Raw genomic sequence first — 25,535 nt, 5'->3', positions numbered from 1 at the left:
CCTACCCCTCCCAGGTGTCCATCATCGTGCGCACCCGCTCGTAGCGCTCCAGCAACTCGGCGCGCCTGGCGGTGAAGAGCACCATGAAGCCCACCACGCCCACGCCGAGCAGCGAGAGGAAGGCGGCGCCCATGCGGTGGTCCCGGATGCCGAAGCGCGCCAGGTTGGCGAGCACGCACGTCACCAGGAAGGCGCTGCCCAGGTACACGTAAGAGCGGATGCGCAACGCCATGCCGGCCGCCACACCCACCAGGCACAGCAGGACGCACAGCAGCATGGCCCGGCCGTCCTGGAACATGAGCGGCTTCCACGCTCCGGCCACGTAGACGAGCGTGATGGCCAGGGCGCGCAGCTTCGCCCGCGTGTCCGGCTCCAGCACCTCGTGGAAGACGCGCAGCAGCACCAGCAGCGAGAGGCCCGCGGGGATGACGTAGTACTGCGGCTCGCCGGCGCCGGTGCCCAGCCACACGAGGAAGAGCGCGGCGTTGAAGGCGCCCACCGAGACGAGCGAGGACATGCCCCGCTGCGACGGGTGCGCGGCGAGCGCGGCGAAGTGGGCGGCGTAGCCCACCAGCAGGGCCGCCACGTACAGCGGCTGGCCCCACGGCGCGGTGAGCAGGCCGGCCACGGGGAAGAGGTAGGCGGCCCACAGCGCCGGCCGGCGGAAGGCGGGCAGCCCCGAGCCCTCGCGCAGGGCGAAGACGTAGAGGCCGGAGAAGAGCGCCCCGCCCACCAGCGCCACGAGGCTGTCCGCCGTGCCCAGGCCCGAGGCCAGCGCGTGCAGACGCACCGACAGGTAGCCGAGCACCACCGTCCACACAGCGAGGAAGGCGGACGTCTCGTCCTCCTCGCGCACGGCGCGGCGCACCAGCGCGAAGAAGAGCACCGCCAGGCACGCGCAGTCGACGAGCGCCGCCACCACGACTCCGGCCGCCCCGGGCACCAGCACCAGGCCGCCGAGCACCTCCACCAGGGCCAGCACCGCGAAGGAGTGCCCCACGCTCCGGCGGATGTGGTCGCTCGCGAGGAACAAGGCCGCCGTGGCCAGCAGCGCGGTGAGCGCCCCGAAGAACGGGAGGATGAACTCCGCGCCCCGGCCGGTGGAGAACAGCGCGCCCACGTGTGCGAGCAGCGCGTGCAGCCCCACCAGCGAGGCCACCCAGCCCACCACCGCGCGCTCGGGGCGCCGGTACACCACCGCCCAGGCCGTGGTGATGCCGGAGAGCAGGCACACCGCCGTGCCCGGGTGCTTCAGGTCCCGGAGGCCGAGGACGGACAGCAGCGACAGCACCCAACCCGCGTGGTGCAGCGCGGCGCCCACGGCCACGTCCCGCTCGTCCAGCCAGGTGCCCGCCATGCACAGCAGGAGCCCCGTGACGCTCACCACCGCGGGCGCCCAGAGGGGAGGCACCGCCGCGACGAGCACGCCCGCCAGCAGCCCGGTGGCCACGTTGGCCATCTCCCGCTCGCGCGACACCATCAGCACCAGCGAGGCGAGCCCGGCCAGCAGCGCCACCGGAAGCGGCAGCGCGCCCGGCCCCTGGGCCAGCAGGTGCACCCCCACGGGCACCGCCGTGGTGAGGGCACCGGCCATCCACAACGGCTCGCTCCACGTGTCGGGGAGCCCCGGAGACAGACGCTCGGCCATCCGCGTCAGCGCGCGCTGGACACCTCCCACCTGACACAGGGCGGACAGCAGGGCCGCGCCGAGCGCCACCGTGGCGAAGGCCAGCGCCGCCTCCGGACGCCACTCGAGGAAGGCGTGCTCCGCCGTCCTACCCAGCGAGGCCCCGGCGAGCACGAGCACCGAGGCCGTCAGCATCCAGCGCCGCGAGAGGAGGAAGGTCCCCACCAGCAGCACCCCGGCCAGCAGGGCGATGGCCGCCGGCGTGGCCGCGTCCAGCAGCAGGCGCCACCCGCAGAGGGCGAGCGCCCCCAGCACGGTGACGGGCCGCAGCGAGGTGTCCGGCGGCGAGCGGAAGAAGGCCCACAGCGCGCCGGGGGTGTGGTGCGTGAGGAAGCCGAGCGCCAGCAGCAGGACGATGAGGCCCAGGTGGAGCGGGAAGCAGAAGAGCAGCAGGCCCACGCCGAGGCCCACGCGCACCGAGGGCCTCGGCCCGGGCAGCAGCACGAGGGAGGCCGCGAGCGGCGCGAGCACCCAGGGCTCGGCATGGGTGTGGGGCACCAGCACCACGCCCACCAGCGTCAGCGCGCCCTGCATCCAGAGGGACAGCTCGCGCACCGGCTTCTCCTCGGACGTGCCGAGCAGGAGGTGACGGGCGGCCGGCAGGTGCTCCGCGGCGCGCACCACCGCGAGCGCGAGCAGCGGCAGCGCGGCGGCCCAGGGCATGGACAGGCCCGTTTCGAGGACGAGGAAGAGCGAGAGCAGCGGCGCGAGCCCCGCGAAGAAGGGCTGGCGGTTGGCGCGTGTCCACACCAGGGGCAGCAGCACCGTACCCGCGAGCACCGCCAGGGACGCGCCCCTGCGAGCATCCCAGCAGGCGAGGATCAGGAAGCCCAGGGCACAGAGCGTCGCCGCGAGCGAGAAGCGGCGCTCCCCGGCCAGCAGGCGGAAGGCCGCGCGGTGCGACTCGAGCAGGGCCAGGAGGCTCAGCAGCGTGGCCAGCACCAGCGAATGCCAGGCCTGGGTGGACAGGAAGACGAAGGCGGCGGCCCACAGGGAAGCGGTGACGACACTGACGGACGGGTGCAGCGCGCGCGCGGTGAGGAGGGCCACGAGCGCGGCGCCGAGTGTGAGCGGGTACGGCTGCGCCCCGCGGGCCGCCGCCACCACCACCACGGGGTAGAGGAGCGCGACGAGTCCCGCGGTGACGGTGCTGGCACTGCGCCCCCAGCGCGCGGTGGCCACCGAGGCCCCGAGGGACCAGGGGACGAAGAGGGCCACGGACAGGGCCGGCGTCATCCACGGCCAGACGGAGAGGGCGCCCACCTGGGGCAGCAACGCGAAGCCGGCGAGGATGACGGCGAAGGGACGGACCTCGGGCAGGGTGCGCGAGGCCACGGCGACGGCGGCGGCGGCCAGGAGCACGGTGACGCCGAACCAGGGCACCTGGATGGAGATACCCCAGAGGAACGCCATGAGGGCATAGGCGACGCCGGGCCAGCCGAGCAGCCGCGCACGGCCGCCGAGCCCCCCCAGGACGGCGAGCCCCAGCGCCGAGACGGCGAGGGCCGGGGGTACCCACGACGGGCCGGCGAAGCTGGCGAGCTTGGGCACCACGGCGGCGGCACCGAAGGCCGCGACGGCGAGCAGGACGGGGTTGGCGAGGTTCCACGCCACGAGGAGCGCGGCGGAGCCACAGAGCACCATGCCCGTCAACGCGGAGGCACGGGCGTCCACGCCGAGGCTGAACACGAAGCCGATGGCGGAGAGCCAAGCCACCGCGGTGCTGAAGGCGAGGCACGTGCGGCGGGTGCAGACGAGCGACAGCGCGGCGAACACGAGCGCCACGGCACCGCACACGAGCGAGCCTCCCGCGGCGCCGAAGAGGGCGTAGGCGGAGAGCGGGAGGAAGAAGGTGAGCGCGGCGCCGGTGATGGACAGGTAGAGGCGCTCGAGGAGCAGACCGGTGGCCACGCAGACGCAGCTGAGTCCGAGCACGGTCCAGAAGGCCGGGCGCAGATCCGAGCCCATGTGGCCGAGGAGGACGAAGAGCGAGCTGGCGACGGCGGTGGCGCGCAGGAGGACCTCGGAGCACTCCGCGTCACGGGCGGAGGAGGTGCGCTCGGCCCGGGAGCGCAACCACGCGGCGAGGACGACGCCCGCGAGGACGTACGGCACGGCCGAGAGCGCTCCGTAGTGGAACGGGAGCTTGCCGGCCACGGGGTAGCCGAGCGAGGCCTTGAGCGAGTCGATCAGGGCCTTCACGGCGCCGGGGACGAGCTGGCCGGCGGAGGCATACGAGAAGTAGGCGCCGGCATAGGCGAGGTACACCCAGCGGACGCGGGGCAGCTCGCCGCGGGAGAGGCCGAAGACGGTCCAGGTGAAGACGGCGGCGGTGAGGAAGAAGGCGGGAGGAGAGCCCGTGGCGGCGAGCGCGAGGCAGCCCACCTGGAGCGAGGCGATGCCCACCGAGAGCGAGTCCGCGGCCTCCTGGGGAGGCAGGCGGCGGAAGCCGAGGCAGGTGGCGAACAAGAAGGCGAGGAACGGAGCGTAGCTGCCGAAGGAGGGGGCCACACCCGCGGCGGCGAGGGCCAGGTGCAGGCGGATGGCGTAGAGCAGCAGCAGGTAGAAGGGCGCGGCGAGGACGAAGGCGAGGGCCTTGTTGCTCCGGGGCTCGGGGACGGGCCTGCGCGAGAGGGCGAAGAAGAAGGCGCAGGGCAGCACATCCAACCAGAACGCGAGAGTGCCCCGGGCGAAGAGGGGGGCGAGCCCCATCATCAACGTGGTGCAGAGCAGCGCGAGCTGGATGAGCGGCCGCGAGGGAGCATCGAAGGACTCAGCGGGCTTGCGGACGAGAGCGGCGGCACCGACGGACCAGCCGAGGAGCAACGGCAGGAGGAGCGCGAGCGGCACACCATCGAGGTGGAGACCGCCGAGAGGCCCGAGGGCGACACCGGCGAGGGGAGCGACGGCGGCGCCGATGAGGCCGAGAATGCGGCCGGCGCCGGAGAGGGCCTCACGGCGGGCGAGGAGGGAGCCGCAGATGGAGAAGGCGGCGGAGTAGCCCGCGGTCATGCCGAAGACGACGAGCGAGCGGGAGAAGGAGGTGAGACCGGCCCAGCTATCGAAGGCGAGGTAGAGAGAACCCGCGACGATGAGGAAGGCGCCGATGAACCAGCCGATGCTCTCGTAGAGGAAGGGACGCCAGACGGTGTCCCAGGACGAGGCCTCCTCGACGATGCGAGCGGTGACGGTGCGAACGGGAGGAGGGTCGAAGAGAGGCTCGGTGACAACGGGAGGAAGCCGCGCCTCCACTCCCTCGCCCCCGTGCCCCTCCTCTCCCTCGCCCTCCGGGAGAGGGTCGGGGTGAGGGTGCCGGGCCTCCCGGGTTGCGTCCGCGTCAACTCCCTCTCCCTCTGGGAGAGGGTTGGGGTGAGGGTCTACCCGAGCCTTGTCCCAGGCCACCTCGATAACGGAGGAGGAAGGAACCGGCTCCGGCGCGGGCAGGACATGCACGACCTCCGGAGCCGCCACCACCTCCGGGACCGCCACCACCTCCGGGGCCGCCGCCACCGCTGGAGCCCCCGCGCGCTCACCCACAGGCTGCGCGGAAGCCATCTCCACGCGGGAAGCAGCGGGAGCATCGGCGAGGACGGAGAGGAGGATCCGCACCTGACGCTCATAGCGCTGGGTGAGGTAGCTCCGAGCGCCCTTGGGGACATAGGTGGAGTCCCAGAGCTGCAACTCCGCGAGGAGGAACTGGACGTGGGCGAGCTCCTGCTCCAGGGCCTGGCGAGGGCGCGGAGACATGGAGTTGCCGCACGCGGCGCAGCGCAGACCGCCGAGGCGTTCCTGGCGGCAGGACGAGCAGTACATGGTGGGTGGACCCCTCTACAACGACCATGCCGGGCGGGAAGCCCAGGGAAATGAGGAACTTGAAGCGTGGGGTGCCACCTGCCTGACGCAGTGCGCCCGAGCCCATGTGCAGCCTACTGCACAAGGTGACGGGAGCGCACGGGGCCGTGCGACAGGCTCGGACCTGGAGGTGTACCGCACGCGCGGGCTGGGTCCAGTCGATCTCCCGGTATGCGTCCTCGAAGAGACCCGCGTAGCTGCCCTGGTCGGAGGACTGGGACTCTCCGGGCTCGCCCCACGCGACACGGCCGAGGACATCGGGAAGCAGCCCACCGGCCAGTGCCATGACCTTCTGGAGGATGGCCTCCACGGTGTCCTCATCGTAGAGGGGCCTGCGGCCCTGGGCGAGCACGGGCCCGGTGTCGAAGTCCGCCTCCATGCGGTGGAAGGTCAGACCCACTTCCGGCTCATGACCGCGCAGCGTCCAGCCGAGGGGGTTGGGACCGCGATGGCGAGGCAGCAACGAGGGGTGGACATTCACGGTGCCCAGAGGGGGCACGGAGAAGGCCTCGGGAGGGATGCTGCGTCAGGAGTTCGTGCCGCATCCCTCCAAGGCCAAACCTATTTCCCGGGTCACCCGCTGCGACATGACCGCAACCGTCGAGCAATCCTTGCCCGGGGCTGGCTGGGTCCTCTAGCGTGCCGCCTCCTTTTGGAGGCTTCGTGCATCCTCGTTCCTGGCTCATCCTGTTCTGGGCCCTCATCGTCTTCACGACAGCGACGAGGGCGCATGCATCCACGCGGGAGTTGCGGCGGGGTACCCTCCTCATCGAGGGAGGGCCGGAGGCACCTGCCCTGCTGTACGTGGCCGCGGGCACGGTGACGCGGGTGCGCTTCGTGGATTTCCTGGAACCACATGCGCGCCCAGGGGCCGAGCTCCAGGGGCGCGTCGAGGTAGCCCCGCTGGGAGAAGGCTCCCTGGTCATCTCTCCCGTGAAGGACCTGGCTCAGGGGGAGCGCCTCCTGCTGCCAGTGACGGGACGCACGAAGACCGGAGAGCCGCTCACCCTGACACTGGCACTCGTCAACCGCGAGGACACGGTGGACGCCGAAGCGTGGGTATCCAGGGCGCGGATGCAGCCCCTGCGGACGGATGCGGCGAACACGGATGAGTCGGGCGCGATCGCCAGAGGACTACTCGTGAGCCACGAGCCAGGAACGGTCCGTCCCAGGCTGGCCCTCGCTCTTCCGGACAGCGAGCAGGTCACCACGTACGCCAAGGGCATCCGGGCCTCGGCGGGCTCCATCCTCCAGATGGACGGGCGTCTCTTCGTGACGGTACTCATCCGAGCCTGGCGCGTCCCCACGCCCTGGAGGCTCATCCGGGCCCGGCTGGAGGCGGGGTGCCGCCGGGATTCAGGAAAAAGGCCCGGGGACGAGAGCCTGCCCACGCGTGTGACCTCGGGTGAGTCCGGGCAATATCAATTCCACACCTTCACCGTCCCCCTACCGGAGGGGACCGGCTGCCTCTCATTGACCCTGGAGGAAGACGGTCACCGGACGCTGCGGCTCAAGGAACTGAAGGTGTCACCATGACGAGTCCATTGCATCCGGACCTGCTCCAGCCAGGAGATGCCGTGAGGCACTACCGGGTGGTGCGCCGTCTGGGAGCTGGAGGCTTCTCCACCGTCCTGCTCGTGGAGCATGAGGGCCGTGAATACTCCATGAAGGTGGCTACGCGGCCAGCGAACAGGGAGGACGAGACGCGCACGGATGAGCGGGCCTTCCGGGAGGCCGTCGCGCTGGGACATTTCCGCCACCCCCACCTGCCCGAAGTGCGTGAGCTGGGACGCTGGCCGGACCTGGAATCGGGCTTCTTCTTCGTCGTCACCGATCATGTCCCCGGCTGTCCCTTCAACACCTGGCGTTGGAAGACGCAGGCCTCGCTGTACCGCTTCGTGGGCGAGCTGGCCGAGGTGGCCCGGGTCCTGGCGGAGTTACACGAGCGAGGCCTGGTGCACCGGGACCTCAAGGCCGACAACATCCTCATCAGGGACGGCGACGAGAGGCCCTTCCTCATCGACTTCGGCTCAGCGTACCTGCCGGGTGCATACACGCTGACAGAGGTGTTGCCCCCCAGCACGTTCCACAACCTGCCTCCCGAGTGCGCGGCCTTCCTGCTTGGTGGCGCGTGGGAGACCGGAGCACGCCTCCCCGCCACTCCAGCCATGGATCTCTACGCCTTCGGAGCCCTGCTCTACGAGGCCCTCACGGACTGCCACCCCTTCAATCCCCGGCTGCCCCGGGCGGAACTCGCACTCGCCATCGAGCTGCTCCCCCCCGCCCCGCCCCTCCGGCTCGACCCCCGGGTGCCTCCGGACCTGAACGAGCTGACGCTGCGGCTGCTGGCGAAGAAGCCGGAACAGCGTCCGCCGAGCGCCCGGGCTGTCCACGAGGAGCTGATGAGGATGTTGGAGGCGGAGGGGAACACGGAAGCATGGAGGATTCCGTATACCTTCGAGGTGGCGCGGCCCGAGGCGGCCCTGGGCGCGGGAGGAGAACCGGCTCAGCAGTCAGAGGAACCCACGGAACCCACACCTCGACCCGATGAGAGTCCCGCGCCCCTTCGCGAGGAGACAAAGGCGCAGGCACCTTCACCGGCCGGACAGACGACGGACGCGAGAAAGTCCCCGGGATGGTGGACGTATGGCGGGCTGGCGATTCTGGCGCTCTCTCTCGCATGGGTGCTGCTTGGAATAGGGGGAAAGGCCGTTCGCGCCGGGTGCGTATCCGCGGTGGAGATGGTGTGCTCCAGCGCGGTTACTCCCGAGAAAGGACTCCACCCCATGTCTCCCTCCAGTCGTGCAGATGACACCTCCGTCCAGCCCATGCCATCCCGGCCTCTCAGCGGCCTGTGCGCGCTGCTGTGCACCTGCGCCGCCTCGGCGCACCTCGCGGCCTGCGCGACCACGCCAGTACGCCCCGACATGGGCCTCATCCTCGAGCAGTGTCCTCCCGAAGCTCGCGCTACGGCCAGGCGCCTGGGTCTCCATCCCGTCATGGAGGTCGAGCTGGAGACCATCACCTGTGCGGGCTCGGAGGATTCGTTGCAGGAGTGCGCCAATGCCATCAACATCAGGACAGGGCCCGTGGTGGGACTGATGCCCCTGAACGATAAAGAGTCCTTGAAGGTGACCGGCGAGGCGAAGGTCTTCCCGGATCGGGTCTACATCTCCTTCGATCGGGTGTACCCCACGCCCGAGGGCCCGCCTGTCCCCTTCTGTGGCGTGGCCCTGAATGACAACAGGGACCGCTTCGGCGTGACGACGCACGCGGCCCTGCCACCGACCCTGGGGCTCGACATCGATCCAGCCAAGGTGGACCGGAGCCCCGACGCCGCCGTCCTCCGCTGGCCCATCGTGTATACCTACGTCCAGAGTCCCGAGGGCTCGTTCCAGCCTCGGCGCTGAAGCGGTGGCATGAAGCCGAGCCTACCCGACGCGCCCGCAGCGTGTCGGAGTGCCGGTGGTGAATGGTGTCGAGCGGGCACTCCGTGCCATACGCTCGCCGGAGCCAGGGGCAGGTGATAGAAGCCAGGGCCATGTCACGCCGCGACCTCTGGCGAGAACTCTACGAGCGATTCGACCCGGAGTCGCCCGCCACCATGAAATGGCGGGCACCCCGTCCGCACAGCCCGGCGAAGAAGATAGTTGAGACGTTGGACCGCCCCTTCGGCACACCACGCATCCTGCTGATGGGAACGGTGGGCACGGGGAAGACAACGGAGTTGCTACGCATCGCCGAGGAGCGGGAACAGCGCGAGCTGGTCGTCTTCCTCGACCTCGAGCGGCACTTCACCCATGTGGTGAAGGACCCGAACGCGCTGTATCGGATTCAGGCCTGGGAGGTGTGCTTCCTGGCGGGCCTGGCGCTGGTGTTCCGCCTCAAGGAGCGGTTGGGAATCGAGCTCGACCCCGGCATGGTGAAGCAACTCGGCGAGGACTGGCAGCGGCTGGCCGAGGCCACCAGGACTCCGAATCCCCAACTCGATCTCGGCAGCTTCGCGAAGGAGGCCCTGGATCTGGGCGCCACCCTCGCCACCACGGGGGCGTTGGGTCTGGAGACCTCGGGCGCGTTCAAGGGCGCCAGGTCCGCCGCGGCCGCCATACGCTCCTGGAACCTGCCCTTGGGACGCAGTGAGAAGCCGCTGCCCGACCAAGACCGGCAGGTGCAGGACCTGCTGGGCGCCGTCAACCTGCTGCTGGGAGAGGTGCAGCAGAAGTACCGCAAGGTCCTGCTCGTCATCGATGGCTTGGATCGGATCCGGGATCTCCCTCGTGCCAGGGAACTCTTCGTCGAGTCTCAGCTCATCTCTCACCTCGGCTGTCCCTTGATAGTGAGTGGCCCCCTGGCACTCCGACACGATGCGGCCATGGTAGGAGTGCGCGGCTTCAGAGTCGACACCTTGGTGAACGAGCCCGTGCTGGACCATGACGACCCGAGCCGCCCCGGGCCTGGAGTGAGCTTCTTCCACGAGCTGTATGCGCAGCGGGTGAAGGAACTCGGGAACGAAGCCTTCGGCTTGGTGAGCCCAAGCCTGCTCGGTGAACTGGCCTATCGTTCGGGTGGACGAGCGAGGGACTTCGTCCGTTTCATCCGCTCTCTCGCCGAACTGGCATGGGATCAAGATGCCTCCGCTGCAACGCCGGAACTGGTGAAGGAGGTACTGGATGAATGGCGCAGGAGATTCGAGACAGGCATATCTTCCGGGCACATCCAACTCCTCATGATGGTGATGAGGGACCCGGAGCACCGGCTACCGCTCAACGAGCTGGCGCATGAGCTGCTCGACTACCAGCAGCTGTTGCCCTACCCCAATGACTCGGAGTGGTATTACCCACACCCGCTGTTGACAATTCGGCTGTTGACCGGGCGGACTCCTGTATTCGATCCGACAGCCACCAAACCCGCGGCCAGGAAACTGGACGTCTACATCTCGCACATCGAAATCGAGGACATCCGCTCGCTCCAATCCCTACAGTGGGACATGCCATCGGCGCCAGGGTGGAACGTCCTCATCGGAGACAACGGGGCTGGAAAGAGTTCCGCGTTGAGGGCCATGGCGGCAGCACTGCTCGGTGATGGGCGCCGGTCCGAGAATGGTTCGACTACCGCGGAGGTGTCTTCAGATAGTGCCCTGGCGCTACGCATCGACTTCAGCACCTGGCTCCAACCCAAGAGGAGCAATGGAACCGTGGCACTCATTGCACTCGGTGCCGAAAAGGACGGCAAGCAGGTGCGCCAGGAGTATCGCCTCCAGATAGGAGCCCAGGGCCCACTCTGGACCCATTCCCCGCATTCCGGCGAGTTGTTCAGCGCTGGCTTTGGCCCATTCCGACGATTTTCGGGCGGTGACGCCGATTACGAGCGGCAGTTCTCGTCATTGCCACGGGTGACCCGGTACCTCTCGCTTTTCGACGAGCGCGTCTCTCTCACCGAGGCACTCCGCTGGTTGAAGGATCTCCAGTTCATGGCGCTGGTGAATAGCTTCAGAGCGGAGTTCCTCGAACGAGTCAGGACCTTCATCAATCAGGACGGATTCCTGCCTAACGGAGTCAAGCTCCGCGACATCACACCCGAGGCCGTACGCTTCGAGGATGCCACTGGCTCCACCACCTCCATCGAAGAGCTGAGTGACGGATACCGCTCCATCTTGAGCCTGACGCTGGAGCTCATCCGACAGCTTTCCACCCATTACGGCTCCGATCTGATCTTCGACAAGAACGCCTGGGCCGTGGACGCTCCCGGTGTCGTATTGATCGACGAAGCTGACGCCCATCTCCACCCGACGTGGCAGCGGGAAATCGGCCTGCGGCTCAAGAAGCTCTTCCCGCGGATCCAGTTCATCGTCACCACCCACAGTCCACTCGTGTGCCAGGCCGCCGACTCCGTCTTCCGCCTGCCGCGTCCCGGAACAGAGGAACAAGGCAGGATACTGGAGGGAATCGAGCTGGAGCGGTTGAAATACGGCAACGTTCTCGATGCATATGGGACGGGTGTATTCGGGCGAATCACCCGCTCCGAGGAAGGCAAACAACTGCTGGAGCGGCTGACGGAACTCAATCGCAAGGAACTGGAGCAGGGACTTTCCGAGAAGGAGGAACAGGAACAGGAGCGGCTCCGAGCCATCTTCCCCACGGGAAAGGCTGATCGGGAGTCGCTGGCATGATCCGCATGCAGTCCCGCGAACTGCCAGCAGAGACTCTCGCTGAGCTTGCAGATCTCCAACAAGAGATCGACAATCATCCCACGTATCTGGAACGGGTCAGGGCAGCCCTGGAGCTGTGGCCCTCCAGGCGTCGGAGAAAAGTCTTCGACCGCGTAGAAAAGGAACTGGGTGACATGTGCCCGGGCCTGAAACGTTGCATGTTCTGCGAAGACAACGGCGCCTACCAGATCGAACACTTCCGCCCCAAGGCGCTCTACCCGAAGCTGGTATACGCATGGGCGAACTATCTCTTCGCCTGTGGTCAATGCAACGGTCCGAAGAGTGACCGCTTCGCCATCTTCTCCGCTAACGGAAAGGTTCTCGAGCTCGTCCGAACCGACAGTGATCCAGAGAGCGAACCGTCTGTATTGCTCGATCCCCGACGTGACGAGCCCATGGATTACCTATGGCTGGATTTACGCGGCACCTTTCGATTCAAGCCGATCCACCCAGAAGGGACACCTGAATATGACCGAGCCGATCTAACGCTCGACTGGCTGGGACTGAACGAGCGCGATGAACTCGTGGAGGCACGCCGCAACGCCTATGACGATTACCTCGTTCGATTCGAGAAGTACGTCGCCAAGAAACGCGCGAATTGTGACGCAGAGACACTCAAGCGGCTACGCCGCTCGATTGAGCGTTCTACCCACATCACCGTCTGGCGAGAGATGCAGAGACAGCGCCAGACAGTTGACGAGCTCCGTGCACTTTTCGAGGAAGCTCCAGAGGCACTCGAGTGGCCGTAGGCCATGAAAACACCCCCGCGCCCCGGTGCATCCTCCGCACACGGGGCACGGGCGCGCCCCTCCACTATCCGCGCAGGAACGCGGTGCCCTGGCTGCCGGCCTTCTCGGCCTCGCGCAGCACGGCGTCGTTGGGCGAGATGCCCACGATGTGGATGGCCTCGATGCCCTCCTCCAGCATCTCCAGGCTCTCCTCCACCTTGGGAATCATGCCGCCCTGAATCACGCCCGAGGCAATCTTCGCGCGGGCCTCGGCGGGAGTCAGCGTGGGCAGCCGGGTGGACGGATCGTCCTTGTTGGCGAGCACGCCGGGCACGTTGGACACGAGGAACAGCTTCGCCGCCCCGAGCTTCGCGGCCACTCGGGTGGCCACCGTGTCCGCGTTGACGTTGAACACATTGCCCTGCGCATCACCCGACAGCGAGCCGAGCACCGGCACGAAGCCCGCGTCCGAGATGCGCTGGAAGGCCTCGGTGTTCACGCCCGTGACATCGCCCACGAGTCCCAGGTCCACCGGATCCGGGCCCGCGCCGCTCATCACCTTGGGAGGCCGGCGCTTCGCGTCGATGAGCCCGGCGGACATGCCCGTGGTGCACAGCGCGGGCACGCCCGCGATGCGGAAGGCCGAGGCCACGTCCACGGACACCTGGCCCGCGAGCGTCATCTTCATCACCTCGAGGGTGGCCTCGTCCGTGTAGCGCCGGCCCGCCACCATCTTCGGCTGCAGACCGAGCCGCTTCTGCATCTCCGTGGCCTGGGGCCCACCACCGTGGATGACGGCCACGCGGACGCCCGCGTCGAGGAAGGCGCGCACGGCGGCGCCCACGCTCGCGGCGAGCTTCGGCTTGTCCATGGCCAGCTCGCCGCCAATCTTCACGACGAACCAGCGCCCGCGGAAGCCGGAGAGCCCGCTCACGGCCACAGCCCCGGCTCGGCGAGCGTGAGGCGCTCGTCCCAGCCCATCATGAGGTTGAAGCTCTGGATGGCCTGGCCCGCGCCGCCCTTCACCAGGTTGTCGAGCGCCGAGAAGCACACCACGCGCCGGGTGTTGCCCGTCACGGGGCCGAGCGTGAAGCCCACCTCCACGTAGTTGCTGCCGGACACGCCCACCACCTCGGGCTGACGGCCACCGCCGACAATCCGGATGAAGGGCTCGTTGCCATACGCCGTCTTCCACGCGGCGGTGAGCTGCTCCTGCGTGACGGAGGCGGGCACCTCGGCGAACGAGGTGGAGAAGATGCCGCGCGGCAGCGGAGCCGACACGGGCACGAACTCCAGCGACATGTCCTCCTTGCCGCCCGCGATGCGCAGCGTCTGCAGAATCTCCGGGATGTGCTGGTGCTCGAGCGGCTTGTACGTACGCAGATTCGCCGCGCGCAGCGGATGGTGCGTCGTAATCTGCGGGTTGGCGCCGCTGCCCGAGGAGCCGGTGGCCGCCACGGTGTGGATGGGGCCGGTGAGCAGGCCGGCCTTGGCGAGCGGCAGCAGGCCGAGCGCGATGGTGGTGGCGAAGCAACCGGGGCTGGCGATGTAGCGCGCCTTGCGGATGGCCTCGCGGTTGAGCTCGGGCATGCCGTAGGTGAAGGAGCCGTCGGTGAGCATCTGCGGCGCCGGGTGGTCCACGCCGTAGTACTTCGCGTAGGCGGCCGCGTCGCGCAGGCGGAAGTCGCCCGACAGGTCCACGATGCGCACGCCCGTGTCGAGGATGTCCAGCACCACCTTGGCGGTGGTCTTGTGGGGCATGGCCAGGAAGGCCACGTCCGCGCCGGCCACGGCCTGGGCGGGGGGCATCTCCTGGAAGCTGAGGTCGGTGAGCCCGGCGAGGTTGAAGTGGACGTCGCCCACCTTCTTGCCGATGTTGTCCACCGCCGTGACGCGGACCACGTCCACGTTGGGGTTGAAAAGGAGCCGGCGGAGGATCTCGGCTCCGCCGTAACCGGTACCGCCGATGAGGACTGCCTTGACCTTGTTGGCCATGTGCACTGTCTCCGGGAGGGACTTCCCGGGCGGGTGTATAGGGGCGCCCCGGGTGGGAAATCCACCTCACCGAACCGCTGACGCGGCGGGCCATGCGCAGCTGTCATCTCCCCTACTCCGCCCCGCGGGCGCACACACCCGGGGTATGAGCCGCCAGAGTGCCTCTGGGCGCTGGCCTCGGGGCGGAGGCTGTGGAACGTTGGGACTCCCATGAGCACGGAACTGAAGCTGCGCCCCATCGAGCCGCGAGACGACGCGGCGGTGGCGGCGATCATCCGCCAGGTCATGCCCGAGTTCGGCGCGAGCGGCCCGGGTTTCGCCATCCACGACCCCGAGGTGAACGGCATGAGCGCGGCCTACGCGCGCCCGGGGAGCGCCTACTGGGTGGTGGAGGACGAGGCCGGCCGCGTGCTGGGCGGAGGCGGCATCGCGCCCCTGGACGGCGGCGAGCCCGGCGTCTGCGAGCTGCGGAAGATGTACTTCCTGCCCGAGGTGCGCGGACGTGGCGTGGGCGAGCGGCTGCTGCGCCAGTGCCTCGCGTTCGCGAAGGAGGCGGGCTACCGCACGTGCTACCTGGAGACGCTCGAGGGGATGAAGCAGGCGCAGAAGCTCTACCAGCGCCTGGGCTTCCAGCCGCTCCGCGCGCCCATGGGCGCCACGGGCCACTTCGGCTGCGATCGCTGGTACGCGCTCGAGCTGCGCTGAGCCGCCCTACCCCCGCGTCGCCGCGGCCCCCCGGATGCGGCGGCAGAGCGCCGAGGCCGCCAGGAAGCCTTGGCTGAAGCCCTTGCGGAAGACGTTCTCGTAGAACCGGCCCACGCCGGGCACGGCGGCGATCATGTCGCCCAGGCTCCACATCTCCTCGTGCGTGTGGACCACGGGCTTCAGCTCCTCCACCGTGGAGCCCACGAGGGAGAAGTCGTAGACGAGGATCGTCCGCAGCGGGTACGTGTACAGCCAGCTGAACTGCCTCAGGTTCATGATCCCATCGACGATGGCCCGGCCTCCCCGGAGGCCCTCCTCCAGCTGCACGTTGAGCTGGAAGATGTCGAAGTCGAAGGAGAACATGCAGTGGAAGCCGGCCGCGCCGCGCCGGTAGATCTCCCGGCCGGTCCCCTGCTGCCAGGGATCCTTGAAGGTGATGTCCTCCCCGATGAAGGGCATGACCTCGTCATCCAGCACCTGGGGAGGAACGCTCGTGTCGTAGAGCGTCTCGGTCATCCGCCGGAAGCGCGCCTCCAGCCGTCGAATGAGCTCCCGCTCCGCGTTCCCCTCCGGGTTTCCCATGGGGTCGCCTGCCCGCTCCCTGTCATTCACGCCATCAAGCACGCACACAGGGTAGGCATCGTGGCAACCCCGGGGAAGCCGGGCCCGGATTCCAGGCGCTCGCCCTCTCAGAGGAACTGCCGCGACAGCTCGTCGATGCGGCGCAGCTCGTCCGGCGAGAGGGTGAATTCCCCTGCCCCGACGTTCTCCTCGGCGTGGCGCCGCTTCGTCGCCCCCGGGATGACCACCACCGACTCCCCGTGGAAGTGGATCAACCAGTTGAGGGCCACCTGCGAGGGTGTCACGCCATGGGCCGTGGCGATCTTCCGCAGCTCCTCGATGAGCGGGCGGCTGCGCTCGAGCCCCTTGGCGCGGAAGTTCGGCAGGAACTTGCGCGGGCCCACGCGGTTCTTGATGAGCGTCGGGTCCTCGTGGAACTTGCCCGACAGCAGGCCCTGGGCGAGCGGCGAGTACGCGATGAGGGTGATGCCGAGCTCCTTCGCCGCGGCGAGCACTCCGTTCGACTCGATGCGCCGGTCCAGCAGGCTGTACTGCATCTGATTGGACACGAGCGGAACGCCCCGGCGCGCCAGCACCTCGTGGAACGCGCGCATCCGCTTCGCGGAGAAGTTGCTCACCCCCACGGTGCGGATCTTCCCCGCCTGCACCAGGTCCGCCATCGCGTTGGCCTGGGCCGCGACCGAGGCGAGCGTGTAGGGCTGGTGGATCTGATGCAGGTCGATGCCGAAGGGGCTCAGGTGCGTGAGCCGGTCGCCAATCGTGTTCACGATGCTGGAGGCACCGCGGAACGGATACGGAAACCACTTCGTGGCGACGACGACGTCACCGGGCTTCTTCCCCAGCCGCGTGAGGGCGTTGGCGAGCGCCCGTTCCGAGCGGCCATCCCCGTAGGCCTCGGCGGTGTCGAACCAGTTGATGCCTCCGCGCAGGGACGCGTCGACGATCTCCTCCACCGTCTGCGTGGGCAGGGCCTCCCAGAAACCACCCGCCAGGCCAGAGCCCTCGGAGAACTGCCAGCACCCCAATCCAATGGCGGAGATCTCGATGTCCGACCGCCCCAGTCTTCGCTGTATCACCGTTGTTTCCTCCTGGTGTCCGCACTCTTGCAACGCGAAGAAGGCACCCATGTGACGTCCCTGCAACAGCCGTTCTCCGAATTGCACTCTCCCGTCCAATTCGGTACCGAGCCCGTCACAACCGCCTGGGAGCGCTTCCGCTCCCGCAGGCACGGAAGCATTCAAGCCCCCATGTCTTCTTCCTACCGCCCCGTCTTCCAGGCCCTGCTGTCGGGCGCCACCCTGCTGCTGTCTCCCCTGTCGCTGGCCCAGCAGGAGCAGGCCTCCCCGCCTCCCGCCGCCGAGCCCGCGCCCGAGGCCACGCCCACGCCGGCTCCCGAAGCCGCTCTGCCTCCCGAGGCCAAGAAGGAGAAGGAGAAGGAGACGCCCTGGTACGAGCGGTTGAAGATCCGGGGCTACACGCAGTTCCGCTACAACCGGCTCCCGAGCTTCCAGCGCAACGACGACCTCATCAACGAGCAGGGCGACCGCTTCCTCGGGAAGAACCAGGGCTTCGGCATCCGGCGGGCGCGGCTCATCATCTTCGGTGACGTCCACGAGCGCGTCTCCGTCTACCTGCAGCCCGACTTCGCCTCGGTCATCGGCGAGCAGCTCCACGTGGCCATCCTGCGGGACTGGTACGCCGACATCTTCCTCGACGCGAAGAAGGAGTTCCGGCTGCGCGTGGGCCAGTCCAAGGTGCCGTACGGCTTCGAGAACCTCCAGTCGAGCTCGAACCGCGCCCCCTTCGACCGCAACGACGCCATCAACAGCGCGTTCCGGGACGAGCGCGAGCTGGGCCTGTTCTTCTACTGGGCGCCCGAGGAGATCCGCCAGCGCTTCGCCGACCTGGCCAACAGCAAGCTCAAGGGCTCGGGCGACTATGGCGTGGTGGGCTTCGGCGTCTTCAACGGCCAGGGCGCCAACCGCCCCGAGCGCAACGACAACCTGCACGCCGTGGCCCGCTTCACCTGGCCCTTCCTGTTCGGCAAGCAGTACGTCGAGGCCGGCGTGCAGGGCTACTACGGCCGCTTCAACGTCGCCACGGGCACCGGGTACTCCATCCGGGGTGGAAACGACATGGTGGATGCCCGCGCGGCCGCCACCCTCGTCATCTACCCGCAGCCCATCGGCTTCGTCGCCGAGTACAACGTGGGCCGCGGCCCGTCCCTCGGCGAGGGCGCCGAGAACACCGTCGTCTCCAGCCGCCCGCTGCACGGTGGCTACGCGCAGCTCATGTACCGGCTGGACAACGTGCTCGGCGTCTCGATCCTCCCCTACGTGCGAGGCACCCTCTTCCAGGGCGGCAAGAAGGCCGAGACGAACGCCCCCCGCTACGACGTGCGCGAGCTGGAGCTGGGCGTGGAGTGGCAGATCCTCAAGGCCCTGGAGGTCACGGGCGCCTACGTCCTCGCGGACCGCACCTCCTCGCGCGCGCCCTACGAGCAGGAGCAGGGGCACGTGACGCGCATCCAGGTCCAGGTGAACTACTGACGGGACGCTCGCCGGGCCGCTCGCCCGGCGGAGCGGCAGTACGCGGCGGCCAGCCCCACGGGGCATCCCCATGTTCACCGGGAACAGGAGGTGCCCGGATGGCACAGGACCAGGACAAGGGAAAGCTGCAGGCCAGCGAGGACCAGGAGAAGCGGAACCCGAAGGTGGACTCGGGTGACGTCTCGGGTCAGGGCCGCGAGCGCCGGGATGACGAGGAGTACCCCAAGCACCGCAACGCGGGCGAGTTCGGCACCCACGGCGGCCCCAACAAGCCGGGTAAGGAAGACACCCGGAAGATCCATGCCCCCGGCAGCTCGAAAGCGGGCTCCCCGTAGTCTCCGGGCCCCGGCGAGCCGCAGCGGACGGACGGCCCGCGCAGCCCCGGAGGCTCCTTCCCGAGCGGACAAGGAGCCTTTCGACCTCGGTGTGGTGCTCGCGCGGGTGCGCGAGTCCATCCGGGGTTTCGCGGACGCCGCCATGTTCGAGCTGGCGGAGCGCGGCCATGCGAGCCTCTTCGAGCAGCTCGTGGGCTGCCTCCTGTCCATCCGCACGCGCGCGCTGAGGCCGCCGGCCTCACGGAGCCTCAACGGTCCACGGCGAGCAGCTGCGTCACCCGCCGTGCGAAGCGCCGCCATGGGTTGGTGCGCCCACCGCTCGCGAGCGTCACCTCCTTCGAGTGCGCCAGGTCCCGCGCCCAGCACCGCGCCAGCTTCGCGGCGAGCCTCCGGTCGGCCACCACCAGCGAGCCCTCGCGCATGCGGTGCAGCGACAGCGCGTCCAGGTTGGTGGAGCCCACCACGGTCAGCCAGTCGTCCACGAGCACCGTCTTGGAGTGCATCATGGAGGGCTGGTACTCCCACATGCGCACGCCGCCCTTCAGCATCCGCTCGTAGGTGGCGCGCTGCGAGGCGCGGACGATGCGCCAGTCGTGCACGGGCCCGGCCGCGAGCACCCGCACGTCCACGCCCTGCTTCCGCTTCTCCAGCAGCTGCTCGAGGATGGCCTTGGGCGGGGTGAAGTACGCGTTGGCGATCCACAGCCGCTCGCGCGCCTCGGCGAACACCATGCGCAGCATGCGCTCGGCCTCGGAGATGCCGGAGGCGCCGATGCTCTCCACGAAGCCCGCGCAGGTATCGCCCTCGCCCTCGCCGGACGGCTCGGGGAAGCAGCGCTCCGGGAGCAGCGCGCCGCCACACTCCTGCCACGAGCGCGCGAAGGCGATCTGCATGTCGCGCACCGCGGGGCCCTCCACGCGCACGTTGGTGTCGCGCCACTCCTCGGGACTGTCTCCCTGGCCCTGCCAGGACTTCCAGATGCCGAAGCCCCCGGTGAAGCCCACCTTCCCGTCGATGAGGACGAGCTTGTGGTGCGTCCGCCCGAAGAGCCGGCCGAGCCACCGCCCCGAGAGCGGCCGGAAGTAGTGGACCTCGACGCCGCCCTCGCGCAGCCGCCACTCCACCATGGGATCGAAGTCGTGCTCGCCGCGGACCTCCTCGCTGCCCACGGGGTCCACGATGACGCGGCAGGCGACTCCGGCACGCGCGCGCTCACACAGCGCCTCCACGATGCGATTGGACGGCTCGCTGGGCCGCCAGATGAACACGAGGATGTGGACCGACTCGGTGGCCTGGCGGATGGCCTCGACGATTTCGTCGAAGATGGCGCCGTTCTCCACCAGCTCCACGCGGTGGCCCGGCTCGAGCCGCACGCGGGTGGACTGATAGAGCGCATGATTGAAAGCCCCCAGGCCGGGCGGCAGCGCCATGGGACCACGCATCTCATGCTGGCGGTTGCGGTGGTCAGGAGTCTCCCAGCCCTCTGCTTCCATCGGTGGCGATTCCATGACCGTGGGAAGGTAGGGACGACGCCGGGCCGGGGAAGCCCTCGCGAAGCGCCGTGCCCGCCTGCCTGCCTGCGCCCCTCGTGAGGACTACTGGACGGAGGACGGAGCGCGGAACACCTGGCCGTCCTGTCCCTCGAGCACCAGGCTCGCGTCGTCCTTGGGAGACACGCGCAGCGAGGCGCGGGGCTGGCCCTTGCGGTCCACGAGCAGCAGCCCGGGAGCACCGTGCTCGTCGGCCCCGAGAATGGCCCGCGGGCGCCCGTCCTCGTCCGCGAGCTCCAGGCGCGAGGAGCCATCGGGCATCAGGCCCACGGAGAAGAACTCGGAGCCACCGTTATTGCCGAGCACGAGGCGCGGGGCCTCGTCCGAGTACACGGTGAGCTCGGCGAGCATGGAGCCCTCGGCGGTGGCGAAGCGCAGCCGGGGCGAGCCGCTGGCGTCCACGCCGAGCAGGGCACGGGGATGGCCCTGGGTGTCGTGCAGCACCAGCCCGCCCTCACCGCCCTCCTGGGCCGAGAGCGTGGCGCGGGTGCGGCCCTGGCTGTCCATGAGGGTGAGGCGCGAGGCCACCAGCTCCCCGCCCGTCGAGGCCCCCACGGGGCGCAGCACGGCCACGCCCACACCGAGCGCCCCGAGCGCGAGCGCGGCCAGGGTGACGGATTGCAGGCGGCGGCAGCGGCGCTCCAGCAGCTCCAGGCGTGACTCCAGGCTCTCCATCCGTCGGGACCTCCTGTCCGGGCCTGGCGGCGGGCGCCGGATGACCAGAGGCTAACCGAGCCGGGCCCTCCGATGCGCGCCTCTGTCCACCATCCACCTCCCGCCGCGGGTGGGACTGGTGGGCGCCGGACGCCAGACGTATCCGCCCTGGAACATGTCCCGACGACTTCTCTTCCCGTGTCTGTTGCTCGCCCTGGCCGCGTGTGTGCGCAACCCCGTCACCGGCAAACGGCAGTTGTCCCTCGTGTCCACGCAGGACGAAATCGAGATTGGCAAACAAGGGGCCCAGGACGCGCGGCAGTCCATCGGGCTGCTGCCGGACCCCGCGGCGCAGGAGTACGTGGCCCGGGTGGGCAGGAGCCTCGCGGCGAAGTCGGAGCGGCCGCAGCTGCCCTGGAGCTTCCAGGTGCTGGACGATCCCACGGTGAACGCCTTCGCCCTGCCGGGCGGCCCCATCTTCGTGACGCGCGGCATCCTCACCCACCTCAACTCCGAGGCGGAGCTGGCGGCGGTGCTGGGACACGAGATCGGCCACGTCACGGCGCGGCACTCGGCCTCGCAGATAACGCGGGCGCAGCTCTCGCAGCTGGGCCTGGGGCTGGGCACGGTGCTGGTGCCGGACCTGGCCCGGTACGGCGGGCTCGCCTCGGCCGGTCTGCAGCTGATGCTGCTCAAGTACGGGCGGGACGCGGAGACCCAGGCCGACGAGCTGGGCCTGCGCTACATGCTGGAGGAGCGCTACGACCCACGCGAGATGGTGGGCCTCTTCCAGATGCTCTCGCGCGTGAGCGGCGCCGAGGGCAGCCGGCTCCCCACGTGGCTGGCCACGCACCCCAACCCGGAGGACCGTCTGAAGGAGACGCGGCGGCGCCTGGCCACGCTGAACCTGGACACCGCCACGCTCCGGGTGGAGCGCGAGCCCTTCCTGCGCCTGCTCCAGGGCATGCCCTACGGAGAGAACCCGCGGCAGGGCTTCTTCCAGGGGTCGCGCTTCCTCCACCCGGAGCTGCGCTTCCAGCTGGACTTCCCCCCGGGCTGGCGGATGTCCAACCAGACGCAGGCGGTGCTCGCCGTCAGCCCGCAGCAGGACGCCCTCGTGGGGCTCGCCGTGGTGGGCAACGTCCCTCCCGAGCAGGCCCTGCAACAGTTCTTCGCGAACCAGGCCGTGCAGCCGCTCCCCGTGGCCCCCGTGGGCCTGCCCCCGCTCTCGCGCTACTTCGAGGCCCGCACGGAGCAGGGCGTCCTCCAGGGGGTGACGGCCTTCGTCTCCCATGGCGGCAGCACCTGGCAGCTCATCGGCTACACGGCGGCCGGCCAGCTCGCCACCCATGAGCCGGCCTTCCGCGCCACCCTCTCCAGCTTCCGCGAGCTGAATGACCCGGCGGTGCTCGGCGTGCAGCCGGCGCGCATCGAGCTGGTGACGCCCGGCGAGCCGATGACCCTGGAGCAGTTCAACGCCCGCCACCCCTCCACCCTCCCCTTGGAGGAGCTGGCCACCGTCAATGGACTCAACCCGGGTGACACGATCCCCGCGGGGCGGACGGTGAAGCGCGTCGTGGGGGGCGTGCTCCCCCGCTGAATTCCAGAAGAGCTGGCAAAATCCAGATATGCTTGACAGCCAGAACCTACTTGATGTTCAATGAACTCATGAGTCACTGAGAAGTCGGCTCAGTCCTGTTTTCCTGTTTCAAGTCCGGGATACCCCCCTCGGAACGGAGGATGCGATGTCGCTCGAAGCATTCACGAAGGTGACCGAGGCCTCGAAGCTGCTGGTGGAGCACGGATTCTCTGGCCAGGCGGTGATGTCGGCCATCGAGATGGTGGGCAAGGCCATCGGGGTGGACCGGGCGGTGGTGTACGAGAACAGCACGGCGACGATGCCGGGCAAGCGCCTGGCGCCGCTGCGGCACGCGTGGGGCTCGGCGCCGATGACGCCGCTCATCCAGACGTTCCCGCTGAAGGATCAGATGTCGGGTTGGGTGGAGGTGCTCTCGCGCGGGCAGCCGGTCTGGGACCTGGTGCGCAACATCCAGGGGCCGCTGCAGGTGAACCTGGAGGCGCAGGGGGTGCAGTCGGTGCTGCTGAGCCCCATCAACGTGGGCAACATCAACGGCCAGTGGTGGGGTTTCCTGCGGCTGGACGACTGCCAGAAGGAGCGGCGGTGGTCGTCGGATGAGCTGACCATCGTCCGGACGCTGTCGCGCTCGCTGTCGAACGCGCTGCGCCAGGACATGCGGCGCGAGCAGCTGGCGCAGACGCGGCAGGACCTCGAGAGCATGATGCAGCGCTGCGCGGCGACGGGCACGCGCTAACCCCCGCCCAGCACCACAAGAACCCTCCCGCGAAACCCCTATCGCGAGAACCCTCCCTCTCCCCTCGGGAGAGGGTCGGGGTGAGGGTATCGAGGCCTCGGGTTCCCCCCCATCTCAGCGCCTCACGAGCCCGGCCTGGAACCGCTGTTCCTCAGCGGTCCAGGCCGCTTCTTTTTGCACGAACACATGGTGTACACATAACACCATCCCCACCCGGAACCTGACAAGCCCCGGAGGGCGAGGCGCGCGGGCTATCGCCGGTCGCGCTGCAGGTCGGCGAGGACGCGGCGGAGGTACCAGGCCTCGGACTTGCCGGGGTGCTTCTCCTGGAGACGTGCCAGGTGGCGCGCGAGGGACTCCTCGGCCTGGGCCCGCGGGAGGTGGACGCTGCGGAAGTACGCGTCCTTCAGGCGGCTGGCCTCGTTGCCAGTGAGGAGCCAGTAGAGGACCCCGAGCGCCAGCACCGCGCCCACCACCAGGATGACGATGTCCGTATCGACGACTTCTTGATTCACGCGCGGGACCCTACCGCGAGTCCCGGCTCAGAACAGCTTCCACCACTTCTTCTTCGGCGGCTCGGTGGGCTTCTGCCCGCTGTCCGGGGTGGCCGGAGCCGGGGGAGCCGCCGCCGGAGTCTCGGGAGCCTGGGCCGGAGCCGTAGAGGACGCGGGCGCGGAGCTCCCGGCCTGTGCCGCCCCCTTCGTCCCCTTCCCACGCGGCGGCGGCAAGGGACGGCGCCCGTAGCGGGCCTCCAGGGCGCGGGCCTTCTGCTGCAACGCCTTGCCCTTCACGGGGTCCACCATGGCCACGTAGTTGGCGTAGCCCACGGCGGAGGCGATGACATCCCCGCCGTTGCCCCAGCGCTTGCCCTCGGGCCCGCTCTTCTCGAGCTGGTGCAGCAAGGCGCGGAAGCGCTTGAGCGTCTCGCGGTCCACGCCGGGCTTGTCGTTGACGACGACGCCCGTCACCTCCTGCTGCCGGCCGCGGCGCAGCACGCGCGTCTTGTCGGGGTGCGGGGTGAAGTCCTCCTCGCGCACCAGCCAGCGGACGAAGCGCAGCAGCTCGCCGGCATCGTGCGGCCCGGGCCCGGGGGCGGAGAAGGTGAGGTCATCCGCGTAGCGCGTGTAGACGAAGCCCAGCTTGCGCGCCGCGCCGGAGAGCCTGCGATCCAACCGCCGGCACAGGATGTTCGTCAGCGCGGGCGACGTCGGCGCGCCCTGGGGCAACCGCCGTCCGCCCTGCGAGACGAAGAAGCGCTGCCCGTCCAGCTCCACCTCTTCCACGTCCGGCTCGGTGCACAGCAGGGCCAGCACCGTGGCGGTGGCCTCGCTGTAGCCGAGCTTCGCGAAGACGCCCTTCACCCGCGGGTACAGCACCGAGGGGAAGAAGTCCTTCAGGTCCAGGTTCACCACCACGCCCGCGCCCACGTGGGGCCGGGCATTGGTGACGATGGAGCGTCCCGCGCGGAAGCCGTGGGCGGCGTCGTGCACGGGCACCTTCTCGAGGATGTTCTCCAGCACCCAGGCCTGCGCCGCCTTGAGGCGCGGCAGGGGCGCGGAGATGAGCCGGGTGCCGCCCGTCTTCTTGGGCAGCTGGAAGCGCACGTAGTGGCTGGTGGTGGACGCGGTGCGCGTGAAGCACAGCGCGCGGAGCTTCCCCACGCTCGACCCGAGCGCCTGCGCCAGTACCTCCGGCGTGGCCAGCACGGGCAGCCCCAGGCGCGTGAGCTTCGCTTCGTCCGGAGTGCGCTCGCTCAGGCCGCCGGACACGCCCCGGCCCAGGAAGAGCAGCTCCTTGCCCTTGCGCTCCTTCCAGGCCGCGGCCCGCGCCAGCCGCTCGCGCTCGCGCCGCTCCTTCGTCTCCCGCTGCTTGCGCCGGCTCTCCTCCAGCCGCCGCTTGCGCAGCTCGCGCTTCATCGCCTCCAGGTTGCCCAGGCGGCTCTGCTCGGTGGTGAGCGCGCGCAGCTCCGCCTGCAGCTCGTTGCGGCGGCGCACCACGTCCACCGGGTCCCCGGGGCGCTCGCTGCGCGCCGGCCAGAAGCCCAGGCGAATCATCTCCTCCAGGACGACCTCGTCCTTGGAGCCGGCGCGGATGCGGTCGTACAGCTCCTGCCGGTTACGCGGAGGCTGGGAGGACATGGTGGGCCTGATGAGAAGGGGAGAGTCCGTCCACGCGGCGGTCAGAGAGCGCCTTCGTACTGCTCTCGGGACTGGACCGTCTCAACTCAAGCGGTACCCCCTCCCTGTGGCGCGCAGGACCAACGAGGTCGACAGCGCTGCCGCCACAGGGAGGGAGGTACCGCACAGTGAAGAGCGGGCCAGTGATGCATGACAGGCCAGGACGCATGGACGGCGAAA

At 69.3% G+C, this 25,535-nt stretch carries 19 protein-coding genes; 9 read left to right on the top strand and 10 right to left on the bottom strand.

All coding sequences use genetic code 11. The features are described 5' to 3' along the window. Position 1 precedes the first annotated feature (1 nt). Positions 2-5,242, bottom strand: a complete 5,241-nt coding sequence (locus tag AC16DP_RS36135; protein ID WP_414640801.1) for a hypothetical protein — start codon at positions 5,240-5,242, stop codon at positions 2-4. Between the two features lie 61 nt (positions 5,243-5,303). After that, entirely contained in the window at positions 5,304-6,059 is a 756-nt protein-coding gene (locus tag AC16DP_RS36130) for a methionyl-tRNA formyltransferase (RefSeq protein WP_414640802.1), read from the bottom strand. A gap of 143 nt (positions 6,060-6,202) precedes the next feature. On the opposite strand from AC16DP_RS36130, the gene AC16DP_RS36125 reads away from it, so the two are divergent. The 4 genes from AC16DP_RS36125 to AC16DP_RS36110 all read left to right on the top strand — a co-directional run bounded on the left by AC16DP_RS36125 (position 6,203) and on the right by AC16DP_RS36110 (position 12,496). Continuing rightward, positions 6,203-7,075, top strand: a complete 873-nt coding sequence (locus AC16DP_RS36125) for a DUF2381 family protein (RefSeq protein ID WP_329733788.1) — start codon at positions 6,203-6,205, stop codon at positions 7,073-7,075. Then, on the top strand, positions 7,072-8,949 hold the full coding sequence (locus AC16DP_RS36120; RefSeq protein ID WP_329733789.1) for a serine/threonine protein kinase: 1,878 nt from the start codon (positions 7,072-7,074) through the stop codon (positions 8,947-8,949). The genes AC16DP_RS36125 and AC16DP_RS36120 overlap by 4 nt, the downstream gene beginning before the upstream one ends. Positions 8,950-9,080: 131 nt before the next feature. Continuing rightward, positions 9,081-11,708 (top strand): AAA family ATPase, encoded by a 2,628-nt coding sequence (locus AC16DP_RS36115; RefSeq protein ID WP_329733790.1) that lies wholly within the window; start codon positions 9,081-9,083, stop codon positions 11,706-11,708. Beyond that, complete coding sequence (locus tag AC16DP_RS36110) at positions 11,705-12,496, top strand: HNH endonuclease family protein (RefSeq protein ID WP_329733791.1); 792 nt, start codon at positions 11,705-11,707, stop codon at positions 12,494-12,496. The genes AC16DP_RS36115 and AC16DP_RS36110 overlap by 4 nt, the downstream gene beginning before the upstream one ends. Before the next feature lie 64 nt (positions 12,497-12,560). Here the strand turns inward: AC16DP_RS36110 and argB are convergent, their stop codons facing one another. Together argB and argC are read right to left on the bottom strand one after the other, a co-directional pair. Next, positions 12,561-13,409, bottom strand: coding sequence for an acetylglutamate kinase (gene argB, locus AC16DP_RS36105; RefSeq protein WP_329733792.1), 849 nt, complete (start codon positions 13,407-13,409; stop codon positions 12,561-12,563). Continuing rightward, complete coding sequence (gene argC / locus AC16DP_RS36100; RefSeq protein ID WP_329733793.1) at positions 13,406-14,470, bottom strand: N-acetyl-gamma-glutamyl-phosphate reductase; 1,065 nt, start codon at positions 14,468-14,470, stop codon at positions 13,406-13,408. The genes argB and argC overlap by 4 nt, the downstream gene beginning before the upstream one ends. A gap of 210 nt (positions 14,471-14,680) precedes the next feature. Between argC and AC16DP_RS36095 the strand changes: the two genes are divergently transcribed. Beyond that, positions 14,681-15,175: a GNAT family N-acetyltransferase gene (locus AC16DP_RS36095; RefSeq protein ID WP_329733794.1), complete on the top strand. Its 495-nt coding sequence runs from the start codon at positions 14,681-14,683 to the stop codon at positions 15,173-15,175. A 6-nt stretch (positions 15,176-15,181) separates the two neighbouring features. Here AC16DP_RS36095 and AC16DP_RS36090 read toward each other — a convergent pair whose 3' ends face one another. Further along, positions 15,182-15,757, bottom strand: a complete 576-nt coding sequence (locus AC16DP_RS36090; RefSeq protein ID WP_329733795.1) for a hypothetical protein — start codon at positions 15,755-15,757, stop codon at positions 15,182-15,184. A 107-nt stretch (positions 15,758-15,864) separates the two neighbouring features. Further along, entirely contained in the window at positions 15,865-16,833 is a 969-nt protein-coding gene (locus tag AC16DP_RS36085; RefSeq protein WP_329733796.1) for an aldo/keto reductase, read from the bottom strand. 171 nt (positions 16,834-17,004) lie between these two features. Here AC16DP_RS36085 and AC16DP_RS36080 point away from each other — a divergent pair, with 171 nt between their 5' ends. Together AC16DP_RS36080 and AC16DP_RS36075 are read left to right on the top strand one after the other, a co-directional pair. Continuing rightward, positions 17,005-18,306: a porin gene (locus tag AC16DP_RS36080; RefSeq protein WP_329733797.1), complete on the top strand. Its 1,302-nt coding sequence runs from the start codon at positions 17,005-17,007 to the stop codon at positions 18,304-18,306. A 98-nt stretch (positions 18,307-18,404) separates the two neighbouring features. Then, positions 18,405-18,641, top strand: coding sequence for a hypothetical protein (locus tag AC16DP_RS36075; protein ID WP_329733798.1), 237 nt, complete (start codon positions 18,405-18,407; stop codon positions 18,639-18,641). 248 nt (positions 18,642-18,889) lie between these two features. On the opposite strand, the gene AC16DP_RS36070 is transcribed toward AC16DP_RS36075, so the two are convergent. Beyond that, a complete protein-coding gene (locus AC16DP_RS36070; RefSeq protein ID WP_329733799.1) occupies positions 18,890-20,071 on the bottom strand; it encodes a phospholipase D-like domain-containing protein in 1,182 nt (393 codons plus the stop codon). A gap of 165 nt (positions 20,072-20,236) precedes the next feature. Beyond that, entirely contained in the window at positions 20,237-20,866 is a 630-nt protein-coding gene (locus tag AC16DP_RS36065) for a hypothetical protein (RefSeq protein ID WP_329733800.1), read from the bottom strand. Between the two features lie 154 nt (positions 20,867-21,020). Between AC16DP_RS36065 and AC16DP_RS36060 the strand changes: the two genes are divergently transcribed. Both AC16DP_RS36060 and AC16DP_RS36055 read left to right on the top strand, forming a co-directional pair. Continuing rightward, positions 21,021-22,445, top strand: a complete 1,425-nt coding sequence (locus tag AC16DP_RS36060) for a M48 family metalloprotease (RefSeq protein ID WP_329733801.1) — start codon at positions 21,021-21,023, stop codon at positions 22,443-22,445. A 145-nt stretch (positions 22,446-22,590) separates the two neighbouring features. Beyond that, complete coding sequence (locus AC16DP_RS36055) at positions 22,591-23,178, top strand: GAF domain-containing protein (protein ID WP_329733802.1); 588 nt, start codon at positions 22,591-22,593, stop codon at positions 23,176-23,178. A gap of 251 nt (positions 23,179-23,429) precedes the next feature. Here the strand turns inward: AC16DP_RS36055 and AC16DP_RS36050 are convergent, their stop codons facing one another. Both AC16DP_RS36050 and AC16DP_RS36045 read right to left on the bottom strand, forming a co-directional pair. Next, positions 23,430-23,693 carry a hypothetical protein gene (locus AC16DP_RS36050; RefSeq protein ID WP_329733803.1) on the bottom strand — a complete coding sequence of 88 codons (264 nt, stop codon included), beginning with the start codon at positions 23,691-23,693 and terminating at the stop codon, positions 23,430-23,432. A 27-nt stretch (positions 23,694-23,720) separates the two neighbouring features. Then, a complete protein-coding gene (locus tag AC16DP_RS36045) occupies positions 23,721-25,316 on the bottom strand; it encodes a reverse transcriptase family protein (protein WP_329733804.1) in 1,596 nt (531 codons plus the stop codon). Positions 25,317-25,535 lie beyond the last annotated feature (219 nt).

This window comes from Archangium sp., assembly GCF_057119385.1.
Note: the sequence above shows the minus strand (reverse complement) of the source record. Positions and strands in the feature narration are given on the sequence as shown.

Excerpts from the sequence above, each read along its gene's own strand:
- AC16DP_RS36135 (WP_414640801.1), bottom strand. The coding sequence starts at position 5,242 with ATGGCTTCCGCGCAGCCTGTGGGTGAGCGCGCGGGGGCTCCAGCGGTG.
- AC16DP_RS36075 (WP_329733798.1), top strand. The coding sequence starts at position 18,405 with ATGGCACAGGACCAGGACAAGGGAAAGCTGCAGGCCAGCGAGGACCAG.
- AC16DP_RS36060 (WP_329733801.1), top strand. The coding sequence starts at position 21,021 with ATGTCCCGACGACTTCTCTTCCCGTGTCTGTTGCTCGCCCTGGCCGCG.
- AC16DP_RS36115 (WP_329733790.1), top strand. The coding sequence starts at position 9,081 with ATGTCACGCCGCGACCTCTGGCGAGAACTCTACGAGCGATTCGACCCG.
- AC16DP_RS36095 (WP_329733794.1), top strand. The coding sequence starts at position 14,681 with ATGAGCACGGAACTGAAGCTGCGCCCCATCGAGCCGCGAGACGACGCG.
- argC (WP_329733793.1), bottom strand. The coding sequence starts at position 14,470 with ATGGCCAACAAGGTCAAGGCAGTCCTCATCGGCGGTACCGGTTACGGC.
- AC16DP_RS36065 (WP_329733800.1), bottom strand. The coding sequence starts at position 20,866 with ATGGAGAGCCTGGAGTCACGCCTGGAGCTGCTGGAGCGCCGCTGCCGC.
- AC16DP_RS36045 (WP_329733804.1), bottom strand. The coding sequence starts at position 25,316 with ATGTCCTCCCAGCCTCCGCGTAACCGGCAGGAGCTGTACGACCGCATC.
- AC16DP_RS36070 (WP_329733799.1), bottom strand. The coding sequence starts at position 20,071 with ATGGCGCTGCCGCCCGGCCTGGGGGCTTTCAATCATGCGCTCTATCAG.
- AC16DP_RS36110 (WP_329733791.1), top strand. The coding sequence starts at position 11,705 with ATGATCCGCATGCAGTCCCGCGAACTGCCAGCAGAGACTCTCGCTGAG.
- AC16DP_RS36120 (WP_329733789.1), top strand. The coding sequence starts at position 7,072 with ATGACGAGTCCATTGCATCCGGACCTGCTCCAGCCAGGAGATGCCGTG.
- AC16DP_RS36090 (WP_329733795.1), bottom strand. The coding sequence starts at position 15,757 with ATGGGAAACCCGGAGGGGAACGCGGAGCGGGAGCTCATTCGACGGCTG.
- AC16DP_RS36080 (WP_329733797.1), top strand. The coding sequence starts at position 17,005 with ATGTCTTCTTCCTACCGCCCCGTCTTCCAGGCCCTGCTGTCGGGCGCC.
- AC16DP_RS36055 (WP_329733802.1), top strand. The coding sequence starts at position 22,591 with ATGTCGCTCGAAGCATTCACGAAGGTGACCGAGGCCTCGAAGCTGCTG.